This window comes from Brevibacterium sp. (assembly GCF_052105255.1).
Lineage (GTDB): Bacteria > Actinomycetota > Actinomycetes > Actinomycetales > Brevibacteriaceae > Brevibacterium > Brevibacterium linens_B.
Genome location: NZ_JBQDYQ010000003.1, coordinates 36812 through 60223 on the forward strand (window position 1 = coordinate 36812; position 23412 = coordinate 60223).

Sequence of the window (23412 nt, forward strand, 5' to 3'; positions counted from 1 at the left end):
GGAACGGACAAGGATCCGCAGGGCCGATGACCGATCGACCGATAGTCTGTGGGGTAAGGGCAGTGGTCGACGCCGACACGATCGGCCGCACATGAGGAGCACACAATGACGAATGAACCCGACCGAATCTCTTTCGACGACCTTGTCTCGGCCATCGAAGCGAAGCTCGTGGCCGCCGGCGCTTCGCCTTCGGTGGCCGAAGTGCTGGCGACCAACTGCGCCACTTGTGAACGCGACGGCACTCTCAGCCACGGAGTCTTCCGGGTTGCCGGCTACCTCGATTCGCTGACCCGCGGCTGGGCGGACGGGGCTGCGGAGCCGAACATCGACGTTGTCGGCCCCTCATACATCCGCATCGACGGACGCAACGGCTTCGCCCAACCCGCACTCGCCGAGGCGCGCCCGACGATCGACGAGGCGCTTGCCGAGTCCGGCGTCGCTGTCATCGCCCTGCGCAATACCCATCACTTCAGTGCCCTGTGGCCCGAACTCGAGGCTTTTGCCCGCGAGGGTCGGGTGGCGATGGGCATGATCGCCAGCGGCAAGCTCGCCGTGGTCCCCCAAGGGGCCACGCGCCCGGTCTTCAGCACCAACCCGTTCGGTTTCGCCACTCCTGTGGCTGGTGCGGACCCGATCGTCTTCGACTTCTCCACATCGTCGATGTCCCACGGGGACCTGCAGCTGCTGCGGGCCGAGGGCCGGGACGTTCCGGCCGGGACCGGGGTCGACTCGACCGGCGCGGACACCACGGATCCCAGCGCCATCCTCGACGGCGGCGGAATCCGGCCCATCGGCGGGCATAAGGGCGCGCTGCTGTCGTTCATGATCGAAACGCTGGCGGCTGGGCTGACCGGCGGTGCCTTCACCTACGAGATCGACGCCGAAGCCCCCGAAGGCGCCCACACCTTCCGCACCGGTCAGCTCTTCATCGTCATCGACCCCGAGCGCGGCGGCAACGACGCCTACCTGGGCCGAGTCCGCGAATTCGTCGATATGCTCCGCGACGCGGGTATGGACCGTCAGCCCGGCGATCGTCGTTACGCCAATCGCGCCGAGGCGGCCGCCCGAGGAATCCCCGTCACGGATACGATCCGCTCCCTCTTCGAATGACTCACTGACCGGGCCACCGGAGCCACCGCGGGCTCACCGGCACCGCCCTTCAGCCGTGCATCCGCCACCACAGCAGCGCCACATGCAGTGCCGCGCGCGACTCCGCATCATCGAGTGAGACGCCGAGGCGGTTCTGCAGCTTCGTCATTCGTGCGTAGAGCGCGGGTCGGGACAGATACCCGGCCCGCGCCATCGCCGAGATGTTCCCACCGTGGGCGAGGTGGAGCTCGAGGAAGTCGAGCAGACCCTCATCGGCATGGGAACGACGGTTCGCAACACTGTCACTTGCTGACGCGCTCGGGGCACGGCTGGCGGCATCGCCGAGCAGGGGGCCGAGCTCGCCCTCGGCGAAGGCACGCATTCGAGAGTCATCGGCGAAGAGGGAGAGCAGGCCGCGGAGTCGGACATCGGAGGAGCGGTAGAACGAGCGCTCGCGCACGTCGAGAGTCGATGCCACCTCGGCGACCTGAGACGCCGAGTCGAGACCGGCGACCGCACCGCACAGTGATGCGCTGCCGCGCCCGACGCCGACCACCCAGCTGGCCGCATATTGCTCGACCTCGTTCAGGAGACCGGCGAGGAGCTGCTCGGCTTCCGGGCTGCCAGACGTCTCTGATCGACCAGACGTCTCTGTTCCGCCCGTTCGGCGCGAACGGCGTCCGCCCGATCCGGCTCTGGTGCTGGCCGCAGCGAGGACGAACCCGAAGACTCCCGACTGCAGGCTCGTCACCAGGCAGGCCGAGCCCACACGGGCCGCTGCGGCGACGACCTCTTGGGTCAGTCCGCGCTCCTGCAGCTGAACGCGCGTCGGATCGGTGTCGGAATCCCGATCGAGGCGGACGACGACGGGAAGGAACTCCGCACCGGGCGCCGGAGAGAACCCCAGCGACCGAGCGCGCTCGAGGGCCGCACGGTCGTCGAGACCGTCGTAATCCGAGATCTCCCTGATCAGACTGCTCTGCGCCTGCAGCAGCAGATCCAGTTCGTCCCGATCGGCCATGCGGGTCAGCGTCAGCGCCTCTCCGGCCCGTTCGATGATCTGGTCGAGGGCCGCCGTCGACTCGGCCGGCCGGGGCACGACGAGCCGCCCCCACCTGCGTGCCCGCATCCCGACCGGCGTCTGCCGCCAATCCGCCGCGGCCTCCACCCCGGGCTCGGTGCTCGCCCCGGTGACGAGGCCCGCCCACTTCTGTGCCAGTGTCGCCGAATCTCGCCCCGCATGGGCGAGCACCCGGTGCGCGACGTCCTCGAGGATCACCGGAGTCCCCAGCAGCTCGGCGGTGCGGTCGACGATCGTCTGCGCTCCGGCCCGATACAGGCTCAGCTGGGTGTACGTCTCGTGGATCTCGCGGGCATGTTCGAGCTGGGAGATCTGCTGTGCGAGGAGACATCGATGGGCAAACTCCGTGATCTTGACGAACTTCACCCGGTGCGGGAGCACCACGACGGGCAGATCCCTCGCCGAGGCGGCCTCCCGCACGATCGTGCCCGCCGCCTCGTCGAAGGCCGAGTCCTCGTCGACGAGTTCGATGATCGTGCCCGCCGCTGCCGCCCGCTCGAGCTGGTCGAGGAACTCGGACATCGCCTCGGGGCGGCGGCGAAACGCCGTGGCCGTGGTGAGCACGAGCTCGCCACCTTCGAGGAACCGTTCGACGTGTTCGGAATCGGCGATGTGGACCCAGCGGATCGCCCGATCGAGACGTGCGTCGCCGGCGATCACCTGCGGGTCGGCGACGCTGATCTCCTCGAATTCGAGCAGACCGGCGATGCTCAGAGACGGCCCACCCGAATCCATTGCAGTATCCATTTACACAGTGTAAAGCCTGAGGGAAAAAGTCTGACACTCTGACACTGTCGGGATCGGCGGTGCCGACCGAGGATGGACTCAACCGACGCACCGACGACGCAGAAGGACACCACATGGCAACGCTGACCCATTGGATCAACGGACAGACCGTCACCGCGGACACGGACACCCGCCTCGGCGAGATCACGAACCCCGCCACCGGAGTCGTCAGCGGCCAGGTGGCACTGGGTTCGAAGGCGACCGTGGAATCAGCGATCGCCGCGGCCTCGGCCGCCTTCCCCGCCTGGCGCGACACATCGCTGGCCAAGCGGACCGCTGTCCTCTTCAACTTCCGCGAGCTGCTCAATGCGCGCAAGCAGGAGCTGGCCGAGATCATCACCGCCGAACACGGCAAGGTCGTCTCCGACGCCCTCGGCGAGGTCGCCCGCGGTCAGGAGGTCGTCGAATTCGCCTGCGGCATCGCCGGCCATCTGCGCGGCGCTCACACGGAGAACGCCTCGACGAACATCGACGTCCACTCCCTGCGCCAGCCCATCGGCGTCTCCGCGATCATCTCGCCCTTCAACTTCCCGGCCATGGTCCCGATGTGGTTCTTCACCGTCGCCATCGCGACCGGCAACACCGTCGTGCTCAAACCCTCGGAGAAGGACCCGACGGCCGCGAACTGGCTCGCCGAGCTGTGGAAGGAAGCGGGCCTGCCCGACGGTGTGTTCAACGTCGTCCACGGCGACAAGGAAGCCGTCGACACGATCCTGGGCAGCCCCGACGTCGCCTCGGTGTCCTTCGTCGGATCGACCCCGATCGCGAAGTACGTCTACGAGAACGGCACGGCGACCGGCAAACGCGTCCAGGCGCTCGGCGGAGCGAAGAACCACATGCTCGTCCTGCCCGATGCGGACCTCGACCTCGCCGCCGACGCCGCCGTCAACGCCGGCTACGGAGCAGCCGGTGAGCGCTGCATGGCGATCTCCGTGGTCGTCGCCGTCGACTCGATCGCCGATGAGCTCGTGGCGAAGATCGCCGAGCGAACCACGACTCTGCGCGTGGGCGACGGGGCGACCGAGCCGGACATGGGACCGCTGGTCACCGCGGCTCACCGCGATAAGGTCGCCGGCTACATCGATGCCGGCGCCGAGGCGGGAGCAACGGTCGTCCTCGACGGTCGGGAGAACGTCCCGGCCGAGGGGTTCTTCCTCAACCCGACTCTGTTCGACGACGTCACCCCGGACATGTCGATCTATCGCGATGAGATCTTCGGCCCCGTGCTCTGCGTCGTCCGCGTCCCCGGCTACGACGAGGGCCTCGACCTCATCAACGCCAACCCGTACGGCAACGGCACCGCGATCTTCACCAACGACGGGGGAGCGGCTCGCCGCTACGAGAACGAAGTCGAGGTCGGCATGGTCGGCATCAATGTGCCGATCCCCGTGCCCGTGGGCTACTACTCCTTCGGCGGGTGGAAGAACTCGCTGTTCGGCGACACCCACGCCTACGGTGACGAAGGCGTCCACTTCTTCACCCGTGGGAAGGTCGTCACCTCCCGCTGGCTCGATCCGAGTCACGGCGGACTCAACCTCGGGTTCCCGACCAACGACTGAACAGACCCCTCGGACGTCCGCCCCGATCACGGGGCGGACGTTCACGCAACGACGACCCACCTCGGCGAAGGAGCAGCCATGACCACCACCGCGGATTCCCCGCTCACCGAATCGCACCTCGACGCGGATCGCACCGGCGCCGACAGGATCGGCCCCGACCGTATCGAGGCCGGGCGACGTGCCCACGAACTCGACCGGGCGCACGTCTTCCACTCCTGGCAGGCACAGGGACCGTTCGACCCGATGACGGTCATCGACGCCGAAGGTCCCTATGTCTGGGACGGAGAAGGTCGGAAGCTGCTCGACATGTCATCGCAGCTGGTGAACACCAATATCGGCCATCAGCACCCGGGTGTGGTCGCGGCGATCCAGGAGCAGGCCGGCAAGCTGTGCACCATCGCGCCGCAGCACGTCAACGACGCCCGCTCCGAAGCGGCCCGACTCATCGCCGAACGCACCCCGGGCGACCTCGACCACGTGTTCTTCACGAACGGGGGAGCCGACGCCAACGAGCACGCGATCCGGATGGCCCGTCTGCACACAGGCCGGACGAAGGTGCTCTCGGCCTACCGCAGCTACCACGGCGGCACGCAGCTGGCCGTCAACGTCACCGGTGATCCGCGCCGGTTCGCCAACGACTACTCCGCTGAGGGCATCGTTCACTTCATGCCCGCCTACCCGTATCGGTCGTACTTCAACTCGATGTCCGAGGCCGAGGAGACGCAGCGGGCGCTGGCCCACCTCGAAGACATGATCACCCTCGAAGGGCCCGGCAATATCGCCGCACTCATCCTCGAGACCGTGCCGGGCACCGCAGGGATCTACGCCCCGCCGGCCGGCTACCTCGCCGGCGTGCGCGAGCTGACGGCGAAGTACGGGATCGTCTTCATCGCCGACGAGGTGATGGCCGGCTTCGGTCGCACCGGTCGCTGGTTCGCCCTCGAGCACTGGGACGTCACCCCGGACCTCATCACCTTCGCCAAAGGTGTGAACTCCGGGTACGTTCCGCTCGGTGGGGTTGCCATCTCGGACGCGATCTTCGAGACGTTCCGCGACCGGGCCTACCCGGGCGGACTGACCTATTCGGGACATCCGCTCGCCTGTGCGGCAGCGGTTGCGACGATCACCGCCATGGAGGACGAGGGGATGATCGCCAACACCGACCGCCTCGGCGAGGACATCATCGGCCCGGGTCTGCGGGAGATCGCTGGGCGTCACCCCTCGGTCGGGGATGTGCGGGGGATGGGCTGCTTCTGGGCGGTCGAGCTCGTAAAGGACGGGACGACGAAGGAGCCGCTGGCAGCGTACGGCGGCAGCTCGCCGGAGATGAACGAGGTCATCGCAGCGCTCAAGGCCGAAGGTGTGCTGCCGTTCGCGAACTTCAATCGGATCCATGTCGTGCCGCCGCTGAACACCCCGGATGAGGACGTCAGGTTCGGTCTCGCCGCCCTGGATCGGGCGCTCGATGTCGCGGATCGGTACGTCACGGAGCAGATTCGTCACGCGTAATCGAGGCGTCGCCTCGGCGAGGGAATTGCGGTGTTCGGGCCCCGTTCGGAATGTGAGTGCTATTGCACTCTCAGCCGGGCGGGGTCCGTTTACGCACGTCAGAAGTGAACAAAAGGTGAATGAGGTGGAGTAGGGTCGAATTGCAGGTGAAGAGCAGTTGAATCTGTGGGTAGACTTCTGCGGGATAGTGATTGCTGGCCGTCAGCTGCATCATCCACGGTCCGAATAGTGTCTACACCCAAGGTCGATTAGTGGAAATCATCTTCGTCGTCGTGCTCGTCATCGCACTGGCACTGTTCTTCGACTTCACCAATGGCTTTCACGATACGGCCAATGCCATGGCCACCCCGATCGCGACCGGGGCCATCAAACCCAAGACCGCGGTCACGCTCGCTGCGATCCTCAACCTCGTGGGCGCTTTTCTCTCCACCGAGGTGGCCAAGACCATCTCCGGCGGCATCATCAAAGAAGGCGGCGGGGGAGTCCAGATCAGCCCCTCGTTCATCCTTGCCGGTCTCATCGGAGCCATCATCTGGAACATGGCGACATGGCGCTTCGGCCTTCCGTCCTCCTCGTCCCATGCACTATTCGGCGGCCTCATCGGTGCGGCCATCGTCGGTGCCGGACTCAACTCCGTCGACTACGGCGTGTTCCTGTCCAAGGTCGTCATCCCGGCTCTGGCCGCCCCGCTCATCGCCGGCTTCAGCGCCTACCTGTGCACGAAGATCGCCTACGCGATCACCCGCCGCAACGAGGAAGGCAAGACCGCTCGCCGTGCACCGTTCAAGTACGGGCAGATCTTCTCGTCCTCACTGGTGGCGCTCGCCCACGGCACGAACGACGCGCAGAAGACGATGGGCGTCATCACTCTCGTCCTCGTCTCCGCGAACCTGCAGGAGCACGGCACCGGCCCGCACATCTGGGTGATCACGGCGTGTGCTCTGGCGATCGCGTTGGGCACCTATGTCGGCGGTTGGCGCATCATCGACACCCTCGGCACCAAGCTGACGACGGTCAAGGCCGCGCAGGGCCTGTCGGCCGAGACGTCGACGGCCGCGGCCATCCTCGCCTCCTCGCACCTCGGCTTCGCTCTGTCGACGACGCAGGTCGCCTCCGGCTCGGTGCTCGGTTCGGGACTGGGTCGTAAGGGCGCCGATGTCCAGTGGTCGACGGCCGGACGGATCGCCTCCGGTTGGCTGTTGACGATTCCGGCCGCCGCGATCGTCGGCGGGTTGGCCGCCGGCATCGCTCACTTGGGAACGGTCGGCGTCGTCATCGACACGGTCATCGCCGTCGTCGTGGTGCTGTGGATCTACCTCAGCTCCCGCCGGGTCCAGGAGACGGACATCTCGAACTTCGACACCGTCGGCGAGGCCGTCAACATCCGCGGCCGCAAGCGCAAGCTGCGCAAGGACCGCAACCGCAAACGTGCTCAGGAGAAGCGGGAGGCCCGGTACGAGGCCTGGGCAGAGAAGCAGGCGGCCAAAGAGAAGCGCCGGGCTCACCGTCACGCCAAGAAGAACGGCGCCGTTCCCGCCGAGGCGACGACTGGATCGTCGTCGACCGGTTCGGCGTCCGGCTCGACCTCCGGACCGGCGTCCGGCGCCGATTCGGGGCGTGCCTCGAACACCGGAGCCGATGCGAGTCGGGCAGATGCGAGCGATCAGGGAGACGCGAAATGATCGAGTGGAGTTCCTTCGCCATCGTTGCGGCTGCGACATGGGTCTCGGCCATCATCGTCATCACGCTGTTCTCCGTTGCCGTGCGCATGCGCGCGACACATCTCGATCGGGTCGACGAGGGCCGCAGCAGCGCAGGGCTGCCGGTCGCCTACTGGACGGTCTTCGGAATCTGCGGAGCAGTCGTGCTGCTCGGCGTCTACCTCATCGTCCCGGCTCTCCACGGTGCCTGACGCTTCGGGCGCCGACCGCCTGACGCCTCCGTGCTGCGGGCCACGTGTCGTGTCTGAATTGCTCGCCCGCCCTCTCTGGGTGCTCCCCGCGTGGCGGCTCGGGCGGCGATCGCTTGCCGTCGGCAAGCTGCTTCTAAGCGACCATCTCTCACCGGTAGCGTCACGTACACCCTTTAGCGCGCCATCCCTCACCCGTAGTTGCAGCGCCTACAGCTGCAACGGTGCAACGTGCCGCCGCGACGGTGTTTTTGCTCCCACTGGTGCCTAGCGACAGCAGCGGTGAGGGATGCTCCGGGCTATGTGCATGGAACATCCCCGCGTCACGAGAGGAAGCGCCACTGCCAGGTGGTTATGCCGCTGACAGTGCGAGATACCCAAGCGGTGGAGTCGGGGCGGCTCAGTGAAAGCAGCTGCGGGTGGCTTTCCTGAGACCTCGGCGCCTCGGCTTAGACTCGACCTGTGAGAACTCCGCCGCACAATCCTCGACATGCCGCCGATCTGCAGAAAGAGATCGGCAAAGCCGACCGCCGCCGTATCGACCAATGGCATGCGGCGATGCGGCGCGATGGCCGCGTCGTGCTGCGAACAAACCTCGTCAAGACTTTCGCTCTCGCGCTCGTCTGTTGGCTGTTCGTCGGAGCGATCATCCTCACCTTCGCCGTCACTCCCGGCTCGACCTGGAACCCGCTGTCCCCGGGATTCGGCGGGTGGCTGGTGTTCTTCCTCCTTGTGGTCTTCGCCATCGGTTTGGCGCTGTTCGGCATCGGAGCGCTGTTGTGGACTTTTGTCTTTCCCTTTGTGCGACCACAGTTTGTCGTGTCGAGATGGGGCGTGGAGTCCTCATGGTGGAAGCCTGGCGGGCGGGTCATGCAGTTCGCAACGCCGTGGTCAGGTGTCGTCGACATCGGAGGAGAGTTTCACTGGAGGAAAGGGGCGATTCCCGACGCACTGGTCGTGACGATCACTGCCCGCGGTGTGACCGCTCATCGGAACGCGCTGATCGGCAACGTCAAGAGTCCGGAGATGGTCACCTATCGCGTGTTGAGGGAGCTCAAAGCGAAACCGCGTGATGTCTTGGTATTTCTCCGTGAGGTTCACAGGGCGCAGGCGGCGCATTGCTGAGTCTGCGCGGCTTCGGCACTAGGGCCCGGAAGCACTGGCGAATCAACGGCGAGCTTCAAACGGCCGAACGCGCGCCCTCAGCGAAATACGACAATCCCCCAACCACCTCGGCGGCGGTTGGGGGATTGTCGATGAACGGGCGGCTCAGACTGTCAGCGATGAAGCCGAACGACTCAGACTAGCAACTCAGCCGAACGACTCAGGCGAGGCCGAGGCGCTGGCGGAGGTTGTCGACCTCGGCGCGGAGTTCGGCCGGAACCGAATCGCCGAGCTCGGCGTACCATTCCTCGATGAGGCCGAGCTCGGTCTCCCACTCCTCGGGCTTGATGGCAAGAGCCTTGCGCAGCTGCTCGTCGGTGAAATCGAGGCCTTCGGTGTCCAGGCCGCCTTCGACCGGGGTGAGGCCGAGCGGGGATTCCTGAGCATCGGCGGTGCCGGTGACGCGTTCGAAGACCCACTTGAGAACGCGTGAGTTCTCGGAGAATCCGGGCCACAGGAACGAGTTGTCGTCGTCGCGGCGGAACCAGTTGACGTAGAAGATCTTCGGCAGCTGGGCGCCCTCGGTGTTGCCGATGTTGATCCAGTGCTGCAGGTAGTCACCGACGTTGTACCCGATGAACGGACGCATCGCCATGGGGTCGCGGCGGACGACGCCGACGGCACCGGTGGCAGCCGCGGTGGTCTCCGAGGAGAGCACCGAACCCATGAACACACCGTGGGTCCAGTCCTGGGTCTCGGTGACGAGCGGCATCGTGGTCTTGCGGCGACCGCCGAAGAGGATGGCCGAGATCGGCACACCGTTCGGGTTGGTCCACTCGGGAGCCAGGGTCGGCACGTTCGCGATCGGGGTGCAGAAGCGCGAGTTCGGGTGAGCGGCGGGGGTATCGGACTCGGGGGTCCAGTCGTTGCCCCTCCAGTCGGTGAGGTGAGCAGGCGCCTCGTCGGTCTTGCCTTCCCACCACACGTCACCGTCGTCGGTCAGCGCGACGTTGGTGAAGATATTGCCGCCTTCCTCGATGGCGCGCATCGCGGTCGGGTTCGTGGTGTAACCGGTGCCCGGGGCGACTCCGAAGAGTCCGAATTCGGGGTTGACGGCGTAGAGCTGGCCGTCTTCGCCGAAGCGCATCCATGCGATGTCGTCACCGAGGGTCTCGGCCTTCCAGCCGGGGATGGTCGGTTCGATCATGGCGAGGTTGGTCTTGCCGCAGGCCGAGGGGAATGCGGCGGCGACGTACTTGACGACGCCTTCGGGGTTCGTCAGTTTGAGGATGAGCATGTGCTCGGCCAGCCAACCTTCGTCCCGGGCGATCGCCGAGGCGATGCGCAGTGCGTAGCACTTCTTGCCCAGCAGCGCGTTGCCGCCGTAGCCGGAGCCGAAGGACCAGATGGCGCGATCCTCGGGGAAGTGGGTGATGTACTTGGTGGTGTTGCAGGGCCAGGCGACGTCTTCCTGTTCCTCTTCCAGCGGAGCGCCGACGGAGTGGACGCACTCGACGAACTTCGCGTCCTGGGCGTCGATCGCATCGAGGGCGTACTTGCCCGAGCGAGCCATGACGAGCATGGAGAGGACGACGTACGCCGAATCGGTGACCTCGATGCCGAACATCGGCTGGTCCGCCTCGGCGTGGCCCATGACGAAGGGGATGACGTACATGGTGCGTCCGCGCATCGAACCTTCGAAGAGACCGTTGAGCGTCTCCTTCATCTCCGCGGGAGCGACCCAGTTGTTGAGTGGACCGGCATCCTTCTCGTCTTCGGAGCAGATGTAAGTCCGGCCCTCGACGCGGGCGACGTCCTCGGGGTCGGAGGCCGCGTAGTAGGAGTCCTTGGTGCCGTTGACGCGCTGGATGGTGCCGGCTTCGACGAGCTTCTCAGCGATCTCGTTCTTCTGCGCGTCGGAACCGTCGATCCAGACGATGTCGTCCGGGGAGGTCAGGGCGGCGATCCGGCTGACGAACGAGAGCACTGACTTGTTCTCGGTCGGTGCGTTCTTCAGCTGGTCAGCGACGACATCATGGTCGAGGACAGTCATGAGTGGTCTCCTGGTGGGTCGTGTGTGTGGGGTTTCGTCTCCGGCGGCTGGCGTCCGTCGAGCGGTTGGTACATATCCACCGTAGGATGGGAGTGGAAGCGAAAAACGCGCGTTTCGGTCACTCGAAGATGTGCATTGGATCACAGCCAGGGACCAATTGACGTAAATGCAACAAGTGAATGCCGTGTTGTTTCAAGTGATTGACGGTTTGTTTCACCGATGAGCGACAGCTGAAATCTGCGATTTCATCCCCTCTCGCCGAGGCGGCTCTGACCGTGAGTGTGAATGTGGCGAAGCGCACGTGGGCGCGATTTGAGCTTCGGTGAAACTGGTGTGTATAGTTGTTCGAGTTGCAGGGCGTGAGTCCGAGCGGCATGCGCCACTAGCTCAACGGATAGAGCATCTGACTACGGATCAGAAGGTTGGGGGTTCGAATCCCTCGTGGCGCACCCATCATCTCCCCTCGGGCCTCCGGGCTCGGGGGGATTTTTCAATTCACCCGTCTCGATCCACTCGATAGGAACGCCGGTGCGCATCGCCCAGGTCGCGAGGTCTGTGCGCCGCTGCGGCTGAGTTCTGCCGTTGATCCAGTTGGACACCGTGTTGCGCGACACGCCCAGGGTGTCTGCCATTGCCTGCACGGACACTCCCGAGACCGAGAGCGACTTGGTCATTCGATCGGCTTGGTTGAACTCGAGGAGCTGTGCAAGGTTCGAGTCGGGGTTTTCACTCATATAGACAGTGTGCCAAAGCTTAGGTAATTATGCAAGAGTTTCCGCAAAGCTCGTGTTGATGATTGCGTAAACTTGAGCAATGGGGAATACTGATCGCCATGAACACCCCAAGCCTTGATCTCATCGGCAGCGCCGAAGCTGCCAGAATCCTCGAAGTCGACCGATCAACATTCCTCCGCTGGGCCGCAGCCGGAAAAATCACCCCTGCCGTTGCCGGCAACGGCAGGACAGGGGAGAAGTTCTTCAATCGCTCAGACGTAGAAGCGCTCGCCGCAGAGCGCGACTCCCCCGCATCGAAGCGGGTGGCGTCATGACCGTCATCTACAGCAACCTCATCGCCGAGCGGGTCACGGTTGCTCAGTTGAACAACGGCTGTGTGACCACGCTCCGATGCTCACGATTCCCGCGGATCATGCGCAGCCGCCCCTCCGCATTCGGGATGAGGCGGCCGGCATGAATCAGATCCGCACTATTGACCTCGCCAAAGTCCGTTGCCGAAGCGAGGGGCCTCGGCGTATCGAGCAGATCAACGCCGAGAAGATCCGATGCTCGTGCGCATCATTCCAGAGGCAGACCCTTGGACTGTCGCTCGAGTCGGTTAAGCGCATTGGCGACCGCCCCAACCTTCTTGTCAACGGCAGCGATCGCCTCGGCGACGTCGATCTCCGACTGACTGTTCAAAGAGTTGGTGATGTCGTTGAGCTCGACCGAGAGCATGTAGGTGATCGGAGTATCCGGACCGATTTGGTGTTCAGACATAAGACTTCCCTTACGGGTCACGGCGCCCACTGTGCTTGTGCGCCTATGGCAACGACGGAAGCGGCTACTTCTGTCGTTGGGGACATCGTAAGGGACGGCACTGACGAAACTCCCGGGCGCCACCGTTCCCCGGTCGAGAAGTCAGATGCCACTGGTGCGGCCGTTCCGCCTCGGCGGCCGCACCCCAAACCATCCGCCAAGTCAGGAAGTGTTCAACGATGACCACACCCGCATCCCACCCCACCCCGATCAACGTCCGCCGGCAGGCAACGATCACCGACGCGGTCGGTGTAGCCGAAAGACTCGCCACTGTTCTCCGCCAGTACAGGGGCGCCCAGAAGAACGGGTTCCCCATGTCTCGCCTCGCCGAGATCGAGGCGGTGCTCGAGCAGACCACGAACGCTGTCTTCGAGATGACTGGCGTCGAGCGTTCTGCACTGCTCAAGTCCGGTGCCGCCGCCGAAGAGGAAGTCCGCCTCCGCGTAGCCGCGGCGTGGCCGGTGCCCCGCACCAGGAGTGAGCCGACTCTGCCGGCCTCCGCGGTGCTGCACTCCATCTCAGGAGAGGACTGCGACTGATGCCCCGCGCCGAGTTCCCCACCGAGCAGGAGCAGTCGCGCCTCGACGCCCTGTTCAACATGAAGCTCGCCACGAAGCACCGCGTCGAAGCGCTCGCCGCCGAGGTCATGGCCGCTCCGGTCTCCTACGACATGGACCCGGACAATATCGACTCCGTCGCTGACACGCTCCTCAACATCTACGACGAGGCAGACGCGAACATCGCGGCGCTTCGACTGATCACTGAGGACGAGGTCGTGTCGAAGTTCCGGCAGAAGCCGATCCTATGATCCGGGTGGGTCCCGGTGGAGGGGAAGCCCGGGGCCTGCTCGCAGCCATTGCAAATGAAGAAGCCCCCGCCGGCCAGGGCGAGGGCGACGACTCCCAGGAAGGGAATCCAATGAACGATCTACAGATCTTCAATTACCAGGATACGCCAGTCCGCACGGTGATGGTCGATGACGAGCCATGGTTCGTACTAGCTGACCTATGCCGGATCCTGGACCTCGAGCAGGTAAGCCGAGTCAAAGCCCGGCTAGAGGATGGGGTTACTTCAAATACCCCCATCCAAGACAGTCTTGGACGTACGCAAAACTCGACCATCGTCTCGGAGCCGGGCATGTACGAAGTCGTGTTCATGTCACGCAAGCCTGAAGCCGTTGCATTCCGCCGATGGATAACGACAGAGGTTCTCCCGTCGATCCGCAAGACCGGAGGATACAAGCAGGTCGAGCAGTCGTTCGAGGCAATGACGCTCGAGGTTCTGAACGGGCTGCAGGCAATGGTTGCGGCGAAGGACGAGACGATCGCCGAGCTCGAGCCGAAGGCTCGCGCCTGGGACCACATCGTCAGCTCGGAGGCTTCGTGGTCGTTCAACGATGCCGCGAAGTTCCTCTTCGAGCACAAGAAGATCGTCGTCGGCGAGAAGCGCCTGTTCAACCGTTGCGAAGCCTGGGGATACCTCTACCGCGACAGTAAGAAGCGGCCGCACGCCTACCAACGTTCGGTTGAGCAGGGACTGTTCGTGCAGCGAGCCCGCTTCTACACCGACCAGGAGACAGGCGAAACCCGGGAATCGTCGGCCCCGCAGGTGCGGGTCACGGGCAAGGGACTCGACGCGATCTTCCGTCGACTCACTGATGGACAGTTGGAGATCGCGCTGTGACCGCCCCGGTCCGCGCCGAGGTGCGCCGGTTCCCGCGTGAGGTGTACTTCCTCCGCCGACTGTTCACCATCTACCTACCGATGATCGTGACCGGCATGGCCGGCTACTTCTACTCCTACACGCTCACCCTCACCGCGAACGGACTCTCCGCCCTCACCATGCTGTGGGTCATCGGCTGGATCGGCATCGCCGCCAAAGACGGGAGCCGGTCATGAGGTATCAGGTGAAGATCCGCCAGGAACAGCCGAAGTGGACGCGCGCCCCGCATTCGCGAAGGTTCTGGGAACTGTACGTCGTGAACCGGCATTCGAAGGTGTACGAGTACTACGCCTCGACGTGGTCGTTTGAGGCTGCGATCGAACTGTCGTCTCGCGTGTGGATGAAGTCGAACCACGTGAGTCCGCTCGAATTCCAGGAGGCCCCGTGCTGATCACCCCGGCAGTTTCAGAGGCAAACTATGTCGAGTTCCTCAAAGCCAAGGCCGCCGTATCACCAGCCGTAGGATTCGACGTCGACCTCGACGGACTGCATCCGAGCTTGTACCGGCATCAGAAGATGCTCGTGAAGTGGGCGCTCAAAGGCGGTTGCCGGGCAGTGTTTGCCAAGTTCGGCATCGGTAAGTCGATCATCCAGCTCGAGATCCTCCGACAGATTCGTGCACGCCACGATGGCCCCGTGCTCATCGTCTGCCCATTGGGTGTGCGTCTCGAGTTCGCCAATGATGCGCAGAAGATCGATATGGCCACGCAGTTCATTCGCCGGAACGCTGAAGTCGATCGAGAGTTCGACGGCGCCTACATCACGAACTACGAGAGCGTACGCGACGGCAAGCTCGACCCTGCGCAGTTCACAGCCGTCACCCTCGACGAGGCGTCGATCCTGCGCAGCTACGGGTCGAAGACCTACCAGGAGTTCCTGCCGAAGTTCGCAGGTGTCCGTTTCCGATTCGTTGCCACGGCCACGCCTTCGCCGAACCGCTTCAAAGAGCTCATCCATTACGCCGGGTTCCTCGGCGTCATGGACACCGGGCAGGCGCTCACGCGATTCTTCCAGCGCGACTCCACGAAGGCCAACAACCTCAAGCTGTACCCGCACAAGGAGCGCGAATTCTGGCTGTGGCTCAACACATGGGCCGCGTTCGTTCAGTCGCCAGCCGACCTAGGTTGCGATGCCGCCGGCTACGATCTGCCGCCACTCGACGTGGAGTTCGTCGAGGTCGACGTGTCGCTGGCCGATGACACCGTGGACCGCGACGGGCAAGGCCACATCTTCCGCTCCGCCGAGCTCGGACTGAAAGAGGCCGCTAGGGAGAAGCGAATCAGCCTCGAAGAGCGCGTAGCGAAAGCAATCAGCATCATCTCCGATGTGGACCTGGCCGGGGAGCAGTCGATCATCTGGTGCGACCTCAACGACGAACAGGACCTCGCGGAGAAGGCGCTGAAACATCACGGCATCACCTTCTCCACCGTCCGCGGCTCACAGTCCGCCGACGAGGTTGAAGCGCAGCTGACGGCATGGAAGTCCGGTGAGGCTTCGGTGCTCATTGGAAAGCCGGTGATGCTCGGGCAGGGCATGAACCTGCAGCAGTCCCGCACGGCCGTATTCCTCGGCGTCACCTACAAGTTCAACGACACCATCCAGGCCGTTCACCGCATCCACCGATACGGGCAGGAACGCACCTGCCACGTGTACCTCATCCACTCGAACGCAGAGAGCGGCGTCGTTGCCGAACTCAAACGCAAATGGCAGCAGCACGAGGAGCTGACAGAAACCATGACAGACGTCATCCACGAACACGGCCTCGACCCGGAAGCGATCGCGCAAGCGCTCGTGCGGTCCATGGGTATCGAACGCATCGAAGCCACCGGCGAAGGCTGGCAGGTGGCCAACAACGACTGCGTTGACGAAACCAGGGCCATGCCGGAGAACGAAGTCGACCTCATTGTCACCAGCATTCCGTTCTCGAATCACTACGAGTACACGCCCAGCTACAACGACTTCGGGCACACCGACGACAATGGCCACTTCTGGGAACAGATGGACTTCCTCACCCCGGAACTCCACCGGATCCTCAAGCCGGGACGCATCTACGCCTGCCACGTCAAAGACCGCATCCTGTTCGGTTCCGTCACCGGCGCCGGCGTGCCCACCGTCTCCCCGTTCCACGCCGAGGCACTCCAACACGGGATCAAGCACGGCTTCGACTACCTCGGCATGATCACCGTCGTCACCGACGTGGTGCGCGAGAACAACCAGACGTACCGTCTCGGATACACCGAGATGCGCAAAGACGGCACGAAGATGGGCGCCGGGTCCCCGGAGTACATTCTGCTGTTCCACAAGCCGCAGACGGACCGCACGAAAGGCTACGCCGACACCCCAGTGAAGAAGGAAGCAGAGGACTACTCGCTGGCCCGCTGGCAGGTCGACGCTCACGCATTCTGGCGCTCCTCAGGCCAGCGCCACATGACTGCAGCCGAGCTCGCCGCACTCCCACCAGAACAGATCTCCCGAATGTTCACGAAACAGACTCTTGCCGAAGTCTACGACTTCGAAACCCACATCAAAGTCGGCGAACACCTCCACGGTGAGGGCCGCCTCCCGTCAACATTCATGGCGCTCGCCCCTGGCTCTTGGCATCAGGACGTGTGGCATGACGTGAACCGGATGCTCACTCTCAACACGGAGCAGTCTCGAAAAGCGCAGGCAATGCACGTATGCCCTCTGCAGTTCGACATCGTTGACCGGCTCATCGACCGCTACTCGAACGAAGGCGACCTCGTGTTCGACCCTTTCGGCGGCCTGGCCACGGTGCCATTGCGTGCACTCAAGAAGGGCCGCCGCGGTCGATCAGTCGAACTCAACCCCGGGTACTTCCTCGACGGAGTGAAGTATCTCGAAGCAGAAGAGCGGCAGCGGGAGATGCCGTCTTTGTTCGACCTCGAAATGAGCGAACCGGCATGACGAACGCACCCGGGCAGATCGACATCTTCGAGATGATCCGCAAACCCGCCGACAACAAGGAACGGAAGGTCATCGACGCCGCGTCCGGCCAGACCGGCCGCGTCATGGTCAAACTGCCCGTAGAGGTGTCCGAGTGGTACGGCGCGGCGGAATCGGACTGGTGGCACGGTGACGAGGAATGCATCGGGTGCCGCCAAGTCGAATGCAGACAAGCCCTGTACACGGGCCACGGCGTGCAGTTCGACGAAGACGGCAAACAGTACCTGCCGGGCGGTCCACGCATGGCCGAGCACGGCGTGTGCATGCTCATGTCGTTCGTCGCGATGAGAGCCGACATCGCCCAGAAGATCGCCGATGAGGATCCGCGCTTCGCCGATTGGCGACGTCAGTGCCACAAACACGAGCACCCCACGAAACGGAAGAAGTGCCCTCAGTCCCACTTCGCCGAGGAAGCCGAGTATCGCGCTCGCCTCGCCACGAAGGTGTGGGGATCGGACGCATGGAAGGAACGAGCATGGTGAATAAGAACATCTGCAAGACCGACGGCTGCACGCGCGTCGTGCACGCGGCCGGCATGTGCCGGGTCTGCCGGAACAAGCACCTCGAAGCGACGATGCGGCCGATCGGTGACGCGAAGATCCGTGTGATCGACCTCGTCGCTCATTACGGCACGGTGAGTGCTGTCGCGAAGCGGGTCGGTGTCGCGGGGAACACGATCGCCCGTGTCTACCGGGGCGAGATCGCATCCCGCATCACGAACACCGCCTACAACGCGATCATGACCCATCAGAAGGTTGGGGATCCGGTGCCGGTCCATCACAAACCGAACAGTGACCGTGCCTCGTGGGCTGACGCCGCCGAGTACGCGCTCACCCCGGAAGGGCGCGAGTTCGTCGACCACTGCATGGCACCGCCGAAGTGCCGAGGGAAGGTGCCGGCGTGACGATCCCGAAAGTCGAATCCGCCCGAGACAAATGGGGCCGCTGCTCCTGCGGTGGCACTGCCGTCGCCTGCAAGGCCCTCACCCGAGATCGAGGCTACGGCTGCTGCCCGAAATGCACGCACAAGGAGAACCACGATGCCACTGCTTAAGAACTGTTCCCACCGGTACTGCGACCACCCAGTGTTCCCCTGCCAGTCCTGCAACACCACACCACTGGCCTGCACGGCAGGGCAAAAGAACGGCCGCGGCTGGTGCTGCACCAACTGCCGACACACGCGCAAGAAGGAGACGAACTGACCATGGCCACTGCAACAAACACCATCCCGAAGGCCGACCACGAGACGATGCTCACGATCTTCCAACTCATCACGAAGAGCCGAGTAGACCCCAGCAACGTCGTCGCCGGGTCGCTCCGACTCGTCGATGCAGGAAACTACCTCCTCGTCGTCGAATTCGAGCACATCGTCTACGACATCAACGGAGACAAGGTCAAGAAGCCCGAAGGCGGGTTACTAACCCGGACTCGAACCTTCCATCTCCCCCTCGGATACGAGCTCACCGAGGAGGAAGCCCAGTGAACGCGAAACACGACGCTGACGACCACCTCGCCGTCGTGAAGAACTTCATGGACGGCAAAGAAGCCAGAGAGACCCGCCGCATCGCCCTCGGCCTGTCCGCCCGCATCAACCCCATCCACCTCACCTCGGCGCTCGCCGCCGTCCTCCCGCACGTCGCGAAGGACGATGCCTCTGACAATCACCTTGTTGGTCTAGTCTTCACCTACGACAACGTGCTCCTCCTCGCCTCATCGGGACGCACCTCGATCGTCACGAAGACCCCAGCCCGAGACGGTGCCCGAGTTACCGGTGACGTGGTCGCGGACTCGATCATCCTCACCCCGGTCATGGCCAAGCAGCTGATGGGATTCGCCGGCCTCACCCCGAAGGAAGCCTGGGACCCCGAAGTCGAACTCACTGTCACCGGCACCGGACCGGACAAGATCCGCATCCGCGCCACCGACCGCACCGGCCTCTTCGAGGGCAAGTCCCTCACCCTTCCGGTCCAGGAGCCGACGCAGAACCTCGCACGCACTGCGAAGATCCTCGAATCCATGGCCGCCCAAACCTCGCGCGCCACCCGCACCTACGCGGCCCCGGCTGAGTGCCTGGAACTGTTCGTCACCTCGGCGAAGAAATGGGGCACCGACTTCGAAGTCGACTCCATCACCGACAGCCTCTGGCGCGTCACCGCCGAAGGCCTGTTCTACGGCCTCATCGCCTCACCCACCATCACCGACAGCAACGAACAAGCAGCGCTTGCCGATGATCGGCAGAAGGTCCGGTCCCGGTGGTTTGCCGATCTGACTGGTGTCGGCCAGGAGCTCGTGAAGGGATTCCAATGATGCTCAACTTCATCGAGAGACTCCTCGTTCTTCCCGCCCACATTTGGGTGTGGGTCATCACCCACAACATCATTCCCGCCTCGGTGTGGGACCGGCTCATGGTTTGGAGGACCCGCAAATGAGTCTCAGCCTCGCAATCTCACTTCTCACCGTCCTCGTCTCGGCTACCGCTGTGGTTATGGCGTTGCGTTTCCGCCGCGTGTACCGGCGCCGGGTGCTTGAGCTCGAGAAAGAACTGGCGGCCCGACGTTCGGCCGAGGAGTTGAGGCGTGCGTTCGTGGCCCGTCTCGCAGCACAGGCCGGCGCCGACCTTGTCGAACCGATCCGGGTGGAGGACATCAAGTACGGCGACAAGGTGTGCTGGCACCCGCACGACATGTCTGACCACAAGCATTACGTCGCCGGTTACGACGGCGACCCCGGCCCCTCCGCTGACGGGGTGCACGCCCGACCGATCGTCCCGAAAGGACTCTGACGATGACCGAGGCGGAAGCGCTCACCGAGCTGGCTCGGCAGAAGCGGATCGAGAACATGATCCGCTTCCACGAAGCACTCGATTCCAAGAGCAGAAGAGCACGGAGCCTGCGTGACGACATCAGCAGGGAGCTCGAACAATCGTGATGAAACCCGGGCACGAGGAATGCCCACACGAGGCGATCACGGAGAAGCTCCTGTGCGAGGCAGAACCCCGTCTTGTGTCGTTCCGATGCCACCACGAGCACAAGGACCCCATCGTCATCGGTGAGGACCTGTGCAGCCCGGAAACGGTCGGCTGGCACTGCCACTGCTGCGGCCGGGTCTGGGTCGACGAAACCTATGTGAAAGGACCACAACCATGACCGAGCGATACATCGACTTAAGCGAAAGGGTCTATCAGGAAGCTGCAGGACACACGCTCCGTCGCGCGATCATTGACGGAACCCTCGAATGGCTTGACGAGCACCCCGACCAGGTGCCCGGACGGACGATGAAGAAAAGCGATTACCAGGAACTTATGGACGGCACTTCGGTCTCCTACGGGGTCGGTTTCACTGATGGATTCCACATGGCCGGGGGATCTATCGCCCCGGACCCGGAGCCGACGAATGCGGAGAAGTGGAAAGACCTACTCCTCCGAGCGGTTGGTGACTCCGGCTACTGGAACGCTCAACTCGTGGCGGAGGCTCTAGACGGCTACGGCATGACCGCACCTGGCGACGATGAGAACGCTGAGCATGACCGCGCTTGGTGGGTCGAGCACGCGAACGTCAACGATGCCGAGGACTGCGAAGCCTGCGTCGATGACCTGTGCCCCGTCCATCACGGTATCGCGCTGGGTGTCGAGTTCGTGACGAAGAAGATCGCCGCGCTCGGGGATGACCCGGAACTGTTCAACAGCATCCCCAACCCGACGAAGGCACCCGGAGGCGACCATGAGTGAGAAGTACATCAACCTGCATCGGGAGATCTTCAGCGACCTTCGCGACAAGGCGGGGACAGCCCGGATCAGTGTGGCGGACGTTCTCGAATGGCTCGATGAGCACCCCGACCAGGTGCCCGGACGGACGATCACTGAGAGCGAATGGTCCGAGTACGTCAACAGCACGAACGGGAAATACCTCGCCGGTGCTGACCTGCTCGAAAAGGCAGGCATCACCGTCGTTCCGGACCCGGAGCCGACGAACGCGGAGAAGCTGGCGAGCCACGTTCTCAGGATCACCGATGACCTGTATATCGGTCTATCCCAGGACGACATTGACAAGATCGCCAAGTGGCTCGACGCGCAGGGCGTGAAGGTGACGGGAGGCGAGTCGTGACCCAATCACACACGCCCACCATCCATTGCGACGGAGACGATGCGTTCTGCGGTGCATGGGACATAGACCACTACGAGACCGGAGCATCCACCGTGAACGGCGTTCAGATTACCCGGGCCGAGAGGTCGCCGGGATGGTTGACGAACGGCGACGAGGACTATTGCCCGGAGCATAAAAGCGAAGCGGAGGCTGGTAGCGATGACCACTAACCCGTACACCCCCGACGAGATCGAGCTGCGCGATTGCTACGCCGCGAGCCTGCACGAACACGCCGGTACGGTGTGCGCCGAGTGGCGGACTGGATGCGTGTCCGCGCCGATCGAATCGAGGAGGAAGCATGAGTGAGACCCCACGCAGCCCCGACTGCCGCGACGGCAACTGCCGCAAGTGCGACGGCCAAGCCTGGGACAACACCACCGATGCGCTCGCCTCATGTGGCTGTACTTGCCACCTCGAACCCACCCACTGATCAACACCACCACAGGAGACAACCCGGATGCCTTGGCTCAGGACTGGTGACACCGCCGCTAACCACCCCGTCGTCCTCAGCGTCCTCGAAGACGAGAGGGTCGACGACAGGCTGGTCAACGAGGCATTCGGGTTTGTCCTCCGCTGCGCACTCCAATCCACCGCCCACCTCACCGACTACGTCATCAGCCACGGCACCGCCGTGCAGATGGCAGGCCACTCACGTGCCGCTGAGCTGATCAGTGTCGCTATTGCCGCCGGCTACCTCACCGAGGTGGCTGACGGGGAAGGCCGACGCGCCTACAAGCTCATCGAGGACGACACCTTCATCCACATGCGAACGAGAGAGGAGATCGAATGGGAACGCCAACGCAAGCTCGACAACTCGAACCCTGCACTCACGATCCCCGTGCGCCTCCGCGACGGTGACGCATGCCGCTACTGCGGCCTCGTCGTCAACTTCCAAGGCGACCGGCGCGGCCAGAAGGCAGGAACGTACGACCATCTGGACAGGCAGGTGCAGTCACCAAAAGACATGGTGGTCGCCTGCGGCAGATGCAACGCGGCCCTGCTCGATGCGCCGCGGGCTCATCGTGAGAAGCAGATGATGCCCCCGCCGAAGAAGCCCTACTTCAAACCGAAGACGTTGGAGTGGTTGCGCACCCACGAGTACGTGACCACCCACAACATCGTCCTCCCCGACACTGCCGAGGCCGACGTGAGAGCCGGGCGTGTACCGCCCGGCCGTGACGCCGGCACCGCAGCACAGAGGACACCTGAGAACCCTGCATCCCGGTCCGAGGGACAGACCGCCACCCAGGCGGAGCGTGACCCCGCGGGAGACGTTCACCGGTCCGAGGGACCGCACGACGACCAGTCGTGTGATGACCCCGCGGTGAACACAGTCTGGACCGAGGGACTATCCGCCACCCAGGCGGAGTCAGACCCCGCAGACACCGGCTCTGGACCGAAGGGACCGCCCGACACCAACCAGTCGGAGTGTGACCCCGCAGAGCCACCAAGCAGGTTCCAGCAGGTTCCAGCAGGTCGTGTGCATCCAGGATCTGGATATGCCGGGTCGGGTCGGGACGGTAAGGGTTCGGTACGTGACGGTACGGGCAGGGCTGGGCCTGGACGGTCGGCGCCACCTGTTGCCCTTGTGAACTCTCCTGCTGGGAAGAAGCGGAAGAGGAGGAAGCGGTGAAGGTACAGGATTACCGGGCTCTCCAAGCTAAGGCCATGTCGGAGAGACAGCTGCAGGATCAGATCATCGAGCTCTCGAAGCAGATGGGCTGGTTGAGCTTCCATGACTATGACTCGCGTCGCTCGACACCTGGGTTCCCAGATCTGGTGTTGGTGCACCCGAAGCAGCGTCGTGTGATCTGGCGTGAGCTCAAGTCGGAGACGGGCACGACGTCGGCCGAGCAGAAGGCGTGGATCTCCACCTTGTTGCTGGTCGGTGAGGACGTGGATGTGTGGCGGCCCCGCGATTGGGTGAGTGGTCGTATCGAGAAAGAACTGAGAGGACGTTGAC

Annotated in this window: 28 protein-coding genes and 1 tRNA gene; 25 read left to right on the top strand and 4 right to left on the bottom strand. The window is 63.9% G+C overall.

What is annotated here, in order from left to right; translation table 11 throughout:
• The first annotated feature begins 105 nt into the window (after positions 1–105).
• Positions 106–1110, top strand: coding sequence for an Ldh family oxidoreductase (locus tag ACTIIH_RS01580; protein ID WP_441450172.1), 1005 nt, complete (start codon positions 106–108; stop codon positions 1108–1110).
• Positions 1111–1159: 49 nt separating this feature from the next.
• Here the strand turns inward: ACTIIH_RS01580 and ACTIIH_RS01585 are convergent, their stop codons facing one another.
• Entirely contained in the window at positions 1160–2917 is a 1758-nt protein-coding gene (locus ACTIIH_RS01585; RefSeq protein ID WP_441450173.1) for a PucR family transcriptional regulator, read from the bottom strand.
• Positions 2918–3030: 113 nt separating this feature from the next.
• Between ACTIIH_RS01585 and ACTIIH_RS01590 the strand changes: the two genes are divergently transcribed.
• The 5 genes from ACTIIH_RS01590 (at position 3031) to ACTIIH_RS01610 (ending at position 9058) form a co-directional block, all read left to right on the top strand.
• Entirely contained in the window at positions 3031–4515 is a 1485-nt protein-coding gene (locus ACTIIH_RS01590; RefSeq protein WP_441450174.1) for a CoA-acylating methylmalonate-semialdehyde dehydrogenase, read from the top strand.
• Positions 4516–4593: 78 nt separating this feature from the next.
• Positions 4594–6024, top strand: coding sequence for an aspartate aminotransferase family protein (locus ACTIIH_RS01595; RefSeq protein WP_441450175.1), 1431 nt, complete (start codon positions 4594–4596; stop codon positions 6022–6024).
• A gap of 251 nt (positions 6025–6275) precedes the next feature.
• Complete coding sequence (locus ACTIIH_RS01600; RefSeq protein ID WP_441450176.1) at positions 6276–7706, top strand: anion permease; 1431 nt, start codon at positions 6276–6278, stop codon at positions 7704–7706.
• Positions 7703–7936 carry a hypothetical protein gene (locus ACTIIH_RS01605; RefSeq protein ID WP_169253338.1) on the top strand — a complete coding sequence of 78 codons (234 nt, stop codon included), beginning with the start codon at positions 7703–7705 and terminating at the stop codon, positions 7934–7936. The genes ACTIIH_RS01600 and ACTIIH_RS01605 overlap by 4 nt, the downstream gene beginning before the upstream one ends.
• Before the next feature lie 459 nt (positions 7937–8395).
• Entirely contained in the window at positions 8396–9058 is a 663-nt protein-coding gene (locus ACTIIH_RS01610) for a hypothetical protein (protein WP_441450177.1), read from the top strand.
• A gap of 199 nt (positions 9059–9257) precedes the next feature.
• Here ACTIIH_RS01610 and ACTIIH_RS01615 read toward each other — a convergent pair whose 3' ends face one another.
• On the bottom strand, positions 9258–11090 hold the full coding sequence (locus tag ACTIIH_RS01615; RefSeq protein WP_441450178.1) for a phosphoenolpyruvate carboxykinase (GTP): 1833 nt from the start codon (positions 11088–11090) through the stop codon (positions 9258–9260).
• A 376-nt stretch (positions 11091–11466) separates the two neighbouring features.
• Between ACTIIH_RS01615 and ACTIIH_RS01620 the strand changes: the two genes are divergently transcribed.
• Positions 11467–11539: transfer RNA gene (locus tag ACTIIH_RS01620), tRNA-Arg, on the top strand.
• On the opposite strand, the gene ACTIIH_RS01625 is transcribed toward ACTIIH_RS01620, so the two are convergent.
• The gene (locus tag ACTIIH_RS01625; protein ID WP_441450268.1) at positions 11498–11824 is read right to left on the bottom strand and encodes a helix-turn-helix domain-containing protein; all 327 of its coding nucleotides are present in this window, start codon (positions 11822–11824) and stop codon (positions 11498–11500) included. The two genes, ACTIIH_RS01620 and ACTIIH_RS01625, sit on opposite strands and share 42 nt — an antisense overlap.
• A 98-nt stretch (positions 11825–11922) precedes the next feature.
• Between ACTIIH_RS01625 and ACTIIH_RS01630 the strand changes: the two genes are divergently transcribed.
• The gene (locus ACTIIH_RS01630) at positions 11923–12138 is read left to right on the top strand and encodes a helix-turn-helix transcriptional regulator (RefSeq protein WP_441450179.1); all 216 of its coding nucleotides are present in this window, start codon (positions 11923–11925) and stop codon (positions 12136–12138) included.
• A 244-nt stretch (positions 12139–12382) separates the two neighbouring features.
• Here ACTIIH_RS01630 and ACTIIH_RS01635 read toward each other — a convergent pair whose 3' ends face one another.
• On the bottom strand, positions 12383–12583 hold the full coding sequence (locus ACTIIH_RS01635; RefSeq protein WP_441450180.1) for a hypothetical protein: 201 nt from the start codon (positions 12581–12583) through the stop codon (positions 12383–12385).
• 218 nt (positions 12584–12801) lie between these two features.
• On the opposite strand from ACTIIH_RS01635, the gene ACTIIH_RS01640 reads away from it, so the two are divergent.
• The 17 genes from ACTIIH_RS01640 (at position 12802) to ACTIIH_RS01720 (ending at position 23411) form a co-directional block, all read left to right on the top strand.
• Positions 12802–13161: a hypothetical protein gene (locus ACTIIH_RS01640; RefSeq protein ID WP_025780186.1), complete on the top strand. Its 360-nt coding sequence runs from the start codon at positions 12802–12804 to the stop codon at positions 13159–13161.
• Positions 13161–13430: a hypothetical protein gene (locus ACTIIH_RS01645; protein ID WP_441450181.1), complete on the top strand. Its 270-nt coding sequence runs from the start codon at positions 13161–13163 to the stop codon at positions 13428–13430. Before ACTIIH_RS01640 ends, ACTIIH_RS01645 begins: the two co-directional genes overlap by 1 nt.
• A 110-nt stretch (positions 13431–13540) precedes the next feature.
• Complete coding sequence (locus ACTIIH_RS01650; RefSeq protein WP_441450182.1) at positions 13541–14305, top strand: phage antirepressor KilAC domain-containing protein; 765 nt, start codon at positions 13541–13543, stop codon at positions 14303–14305.
• Positions 14302–14520 carry a hypothetical protein gene (locus tag ACTIIH_RS01655; RefSeq protein ID WP_441450183.1) on the top strand — a complete coding sequence of 73 codons (219 nt, stop codon included), beginning with the start codon at positions 14302–14304 and terminating at the stop codon, positions 14518–14520. The genes ACTIIH_RS01650 and ACTIIH_RS01655 overlap by 4 nt, the downstream gene beginning before the upstream one ends.
• A 208-nt stretch (positions 14521–14728) precedes the next feature.
• A complete protein-coding gene (locus ACTIIH_RS01660; RefSeq protein ID WP_441450184.1) occupies positions 14729–17269 on the top strand; it encodes a DNA methyltransferase in 2541 nt (846 codons plus the stop codon).
• Positions 17266–17790: a hypothetical protein gene (locus tag ACTIIH_RS01665; protein WP_441450185.1), complete on the top strand. Its 525-nt coding sequence runs from the start codon at positions 17266–17268 to the stop codon at positions 17788–17790. The genes ACTIIH_RS01660 and ACTIIH_RS01665 overlap by 4 nt, the downstream gene beginning before the upstream one ends.
• A complete protein-coding gene (locus ACTIIH_RS01670) occupies positions 17784–18212 on the top strand; it encodes a hypothetical protein (protein WP_441450186.1) in 429 nt (142 codons plus the stop codon). The genes ACTIIH_RS01665 and ACTIIH_RS01670 overlap by 7 nt, the downstream gene beginning before the upstream one ends.
• 299 nt (positions 18213–18511) lie before the next feature.
• Complete coding sequence (locus ACTIIH_RS01675; RefSeq protein WP_441450187.1) at positions 18512–18790, top strand: hypothetical protein; 279 nt, start codon at positions 18512–18514, stop codon at positions 18788–18790.
• A complete protein-coding gene (locus ACTIIH_RS01680) occupies positions 18787–19614 on the top strand; it encodes a hypothetical protein (protein ID WP_441450188.1) in 828 nt (275 codons plus the stop codon). The genes ACTIIH_RS01675 and ACTIIH_RS01680 overlap by 4 nt, the downstream gene beginning before the upstream one ends.
• Before the next feature lie 118 nt (positions 19615–19732).
• Positions 19733–20089 (top strand): hypothetical protein, encoded by a 357-nt coding sequence (locus ACTIIH_RS01685; RefSeq protein ID WP_441450189.1) that lies wholly within the window; start codon positions 19733–19735, stop codon positions 20087–20089.
• Positions 20090–20091: 2 nt separating this feature from the next.
• Entirely contained in the window at positions 20092–20235 is a 144-nt protein-coding gene (locus ACTIIH_RS01690) for a hypothetical protein (protein ID WP_441450190.1), read from the top strand.
• 214 nt (positions 20236–20449) lie between these two features.
• On the top strand, positions 20450–21034 hold the full coding sequence (locus ACTIIH_RS01695) for a hypothetical protein (RefSeq protein WP_441450191.1): 585 nt from the start codon (positions 20450–20452) through the stop codon (positions 21032–21034).
• The gene (locus tag ACTIIH_RS01700) at positions 21027–21410 is read left to right on the top strand and encodes a hypothetical protein (protein WP_441450192.1); all 384 of its coding nucleotides are present in this window, start codon (positions 21027–21029) and stop codon (positions 21408–21410) included. The genes ACTIIH_RS01695 and ACTIIH_RS01700 overlap by 8 nt, the downstream gene beginning before the upstream one ends.
• 198 nt (positions 21411–21608) lie before the next feature.
• On the top strand, positions 21609–21755 hold the full coding sequence (locus ACTIIH_RS01705; RefSeq protein WP_441450193.1) for a hypothetical protein: 147 nt from the start codon (positions 21609–21611) through the stop codon (positions 21753–21755).
• Positions 21748–21879: a hypothetical protein gene (locus tag ACTIIH_RS01710; protein ID WP_441450194.1), complete on the top strand. Its 132-nt coding sequence runs from the start codon at positions 21748–21750 to the stop codon at positions 21877–21879. The genes ACTIIH_RS01705 and ACTIIH_RS01710 overlap by 8 nt, the downstream gene beginning before the upstream one ends.
• A gap of 27 nt (positions 21880–21906) precedes the next feature.
• Positions 21907–23082 (top strand): hypothetical protein, encoded by a 1176-nt coding sequence (locus tag ACTIIH_RS01715; protein ID WP_441450195.1) that lies wholly within the window; start codon positions 21907–21909, stop codon positions 23080–23082.
• Positions 23079–23411, top strand: coding sequence for a VRR-NUC domain-containing protein (locus tag ACTIIH_RS01720; protein WP_441450196.1), 333 nt, complete (start codon positions 23079–23081; stop codon positions 23409–23411). Before ACTIIH_RS01715 ends, ACTIIH_RS01720 begins: the two co-directional genes overlap by 4 nt.
• The last annotated feature ends 1 nt before the right edge of the window (position 23412 follow it).

Bases quoted from the DNA above. Each gene is read 5' to 3' on its own strand.
- ACTIIH_RS01580 (WP_441450172.1), top strand. From the start codon at position 106: ATGACGAATGAACCCGACCGAATCTCTTTCGACGACCTTGTCTCGGCC.
- ACTIIH_RS01585 (WP_441450173.1), bottom strand. From the start codon at position 2,917: ATGGATACTGCAATGGATTCGGGTGGGCCGTCTCTGAGCATCGCCGGT.
- ACTIIH_RS01590 (WP_441450174.1), top strand. From the start codon at position 3,031: ATGGCAACGCTGACCCATTGGATCAACGGACAGACCGTCACCGCGGAC.
- ACTIIH_RS01595 (WP_441450175.1), top strand. From the start codon at position 4,594: ATGACCACCACCGCGGATTCCCCGCTCACCGAATCGCACCTCGACGCG.
- ACTIIH_RS01605 (WP_169253338.1), top strand. From the start codon at position 7,703: ATGATCGAGTGGAGTTCCTTCGCCATCGTTGCGGCTGCGACATGGGTC.
- ACTIIH_RS01615 (WP_441450178.1), bottom strand. From the start codon at position 11,090: ATGACTGTCCTCGACCATGATGTCGTCGCTGACCAGCTGAAGAACGCA.
- ACTIIH_RS01625 (WP_441450268.1), bottom strand. From the start codon at position 11,824: ATGAGTGAAAACCCCGACTCGAACCTTGCACAGCTCCTCGAGTTCAAC.
- ACTIIH_RS01630 (WP_441450179.1), top strand. From the start codon at position 11,923: ATGAACACCCCAAGCCTTGATCTCATCGGCAGCGCCGAAGCTGCCAGA.
- ACTIIH_RS01635 (WP_441450180.1), bottom strand. From the start codon at position 12,583: ATGTCTGAACACCAAATCGGTCCGGATACTCCGATCACCTACATGCTC.
- ACTIIH_RS01640 (WP_025780186.1), top strand. From the start codon at position 12,802: ATGACCACACCCGCATCCCACCCCACCCCGATCAACGTCCGCCGGCAG.
- ACTIIH_RS01645 (WP_441450181.1), top strand. From the start codon at position 13,161: ATGCCCCGCGCCGAGTTCCCCACCGAGCAGGAGCAGTCGCGCCTCGAC.
- ACTIIH_RS01650 (WP_441450182.1), top strand. From the start codon at position 13,541: ATGAACGATCTACAGATCTTCAATTACCAGGATACGCCAGTCCGCACG.
- ACTIIH_RS01665 (WP_441450185.1), top strand. From the start codon at position 17,266: ATGACGAACGCACCCGGGCAGATCGACATCTTCGAGATGATCCGCAAA.
- ACTIIH_RS01670 (WP_441450186.1), top strand. From the start codon at position 17,784: ATGGTGAATAAGAACATCTGCAAGACCGACGGCTGCACGCGCGTCGTG.
- ACTIIH_RS01675 (WP_441450187.1), top strand. From the start codon at position 18,512: ATGGCCACTGCAACAAACACCATCCCGAAGGCCGACCACGAGACGATG.
- ACTIIH_RS01685 (WP_441450189.1), top strand. From the start codon at position 19,733: ATGAGTCTCAGCCTCGCAATCTCACTTCTCACCGTCCTCGTCTCGGCT.
- ACTIIH_RS01690 (WP_441450190.1), top strand. From the start codon at position 20,092: ATGACCGAGGCGGAAGCGCTCACCGAGCTGGCTCGGCAGAAGCGGATC.
- ACTIIH_RS01695 (WP_441450191.1), top strand. From the start codon at position 20,450: ATGACCGAGCGATACATCGACTTAAGCGAAAGGGTCTATCAGGAAGCT.
- ACTIIH_RS01700 (WP_441450192.1), top strand. From the start codon at position 21,027: ATGAGTGAGAAGTACATCAACCTGCATCGGGAGATCTTCAGCGACCTT.
- ACTIIH_RS01705 (WP_441450193.1), top strand. From the start codon at position 21,609: ATGACCACTAACCCGTACACCCCCGACGAGATCGAGCTGCGCGATTGC.
- ACTIIH_RS01710 (WP_441450194.1), top strand. From the start codon at position 21,748: ATGAGTGAGACCCCACGCAGCCCCGACTGCCGCGACGGCAACTGCCGC.
- ACTIIH_RS01715 (WP_441450195.1), top strand. From the start codon at position 21,907: ATGCCTTGGCTCAGGACTGGTGACACCGCCGCTAACCACCCCGTCGTC.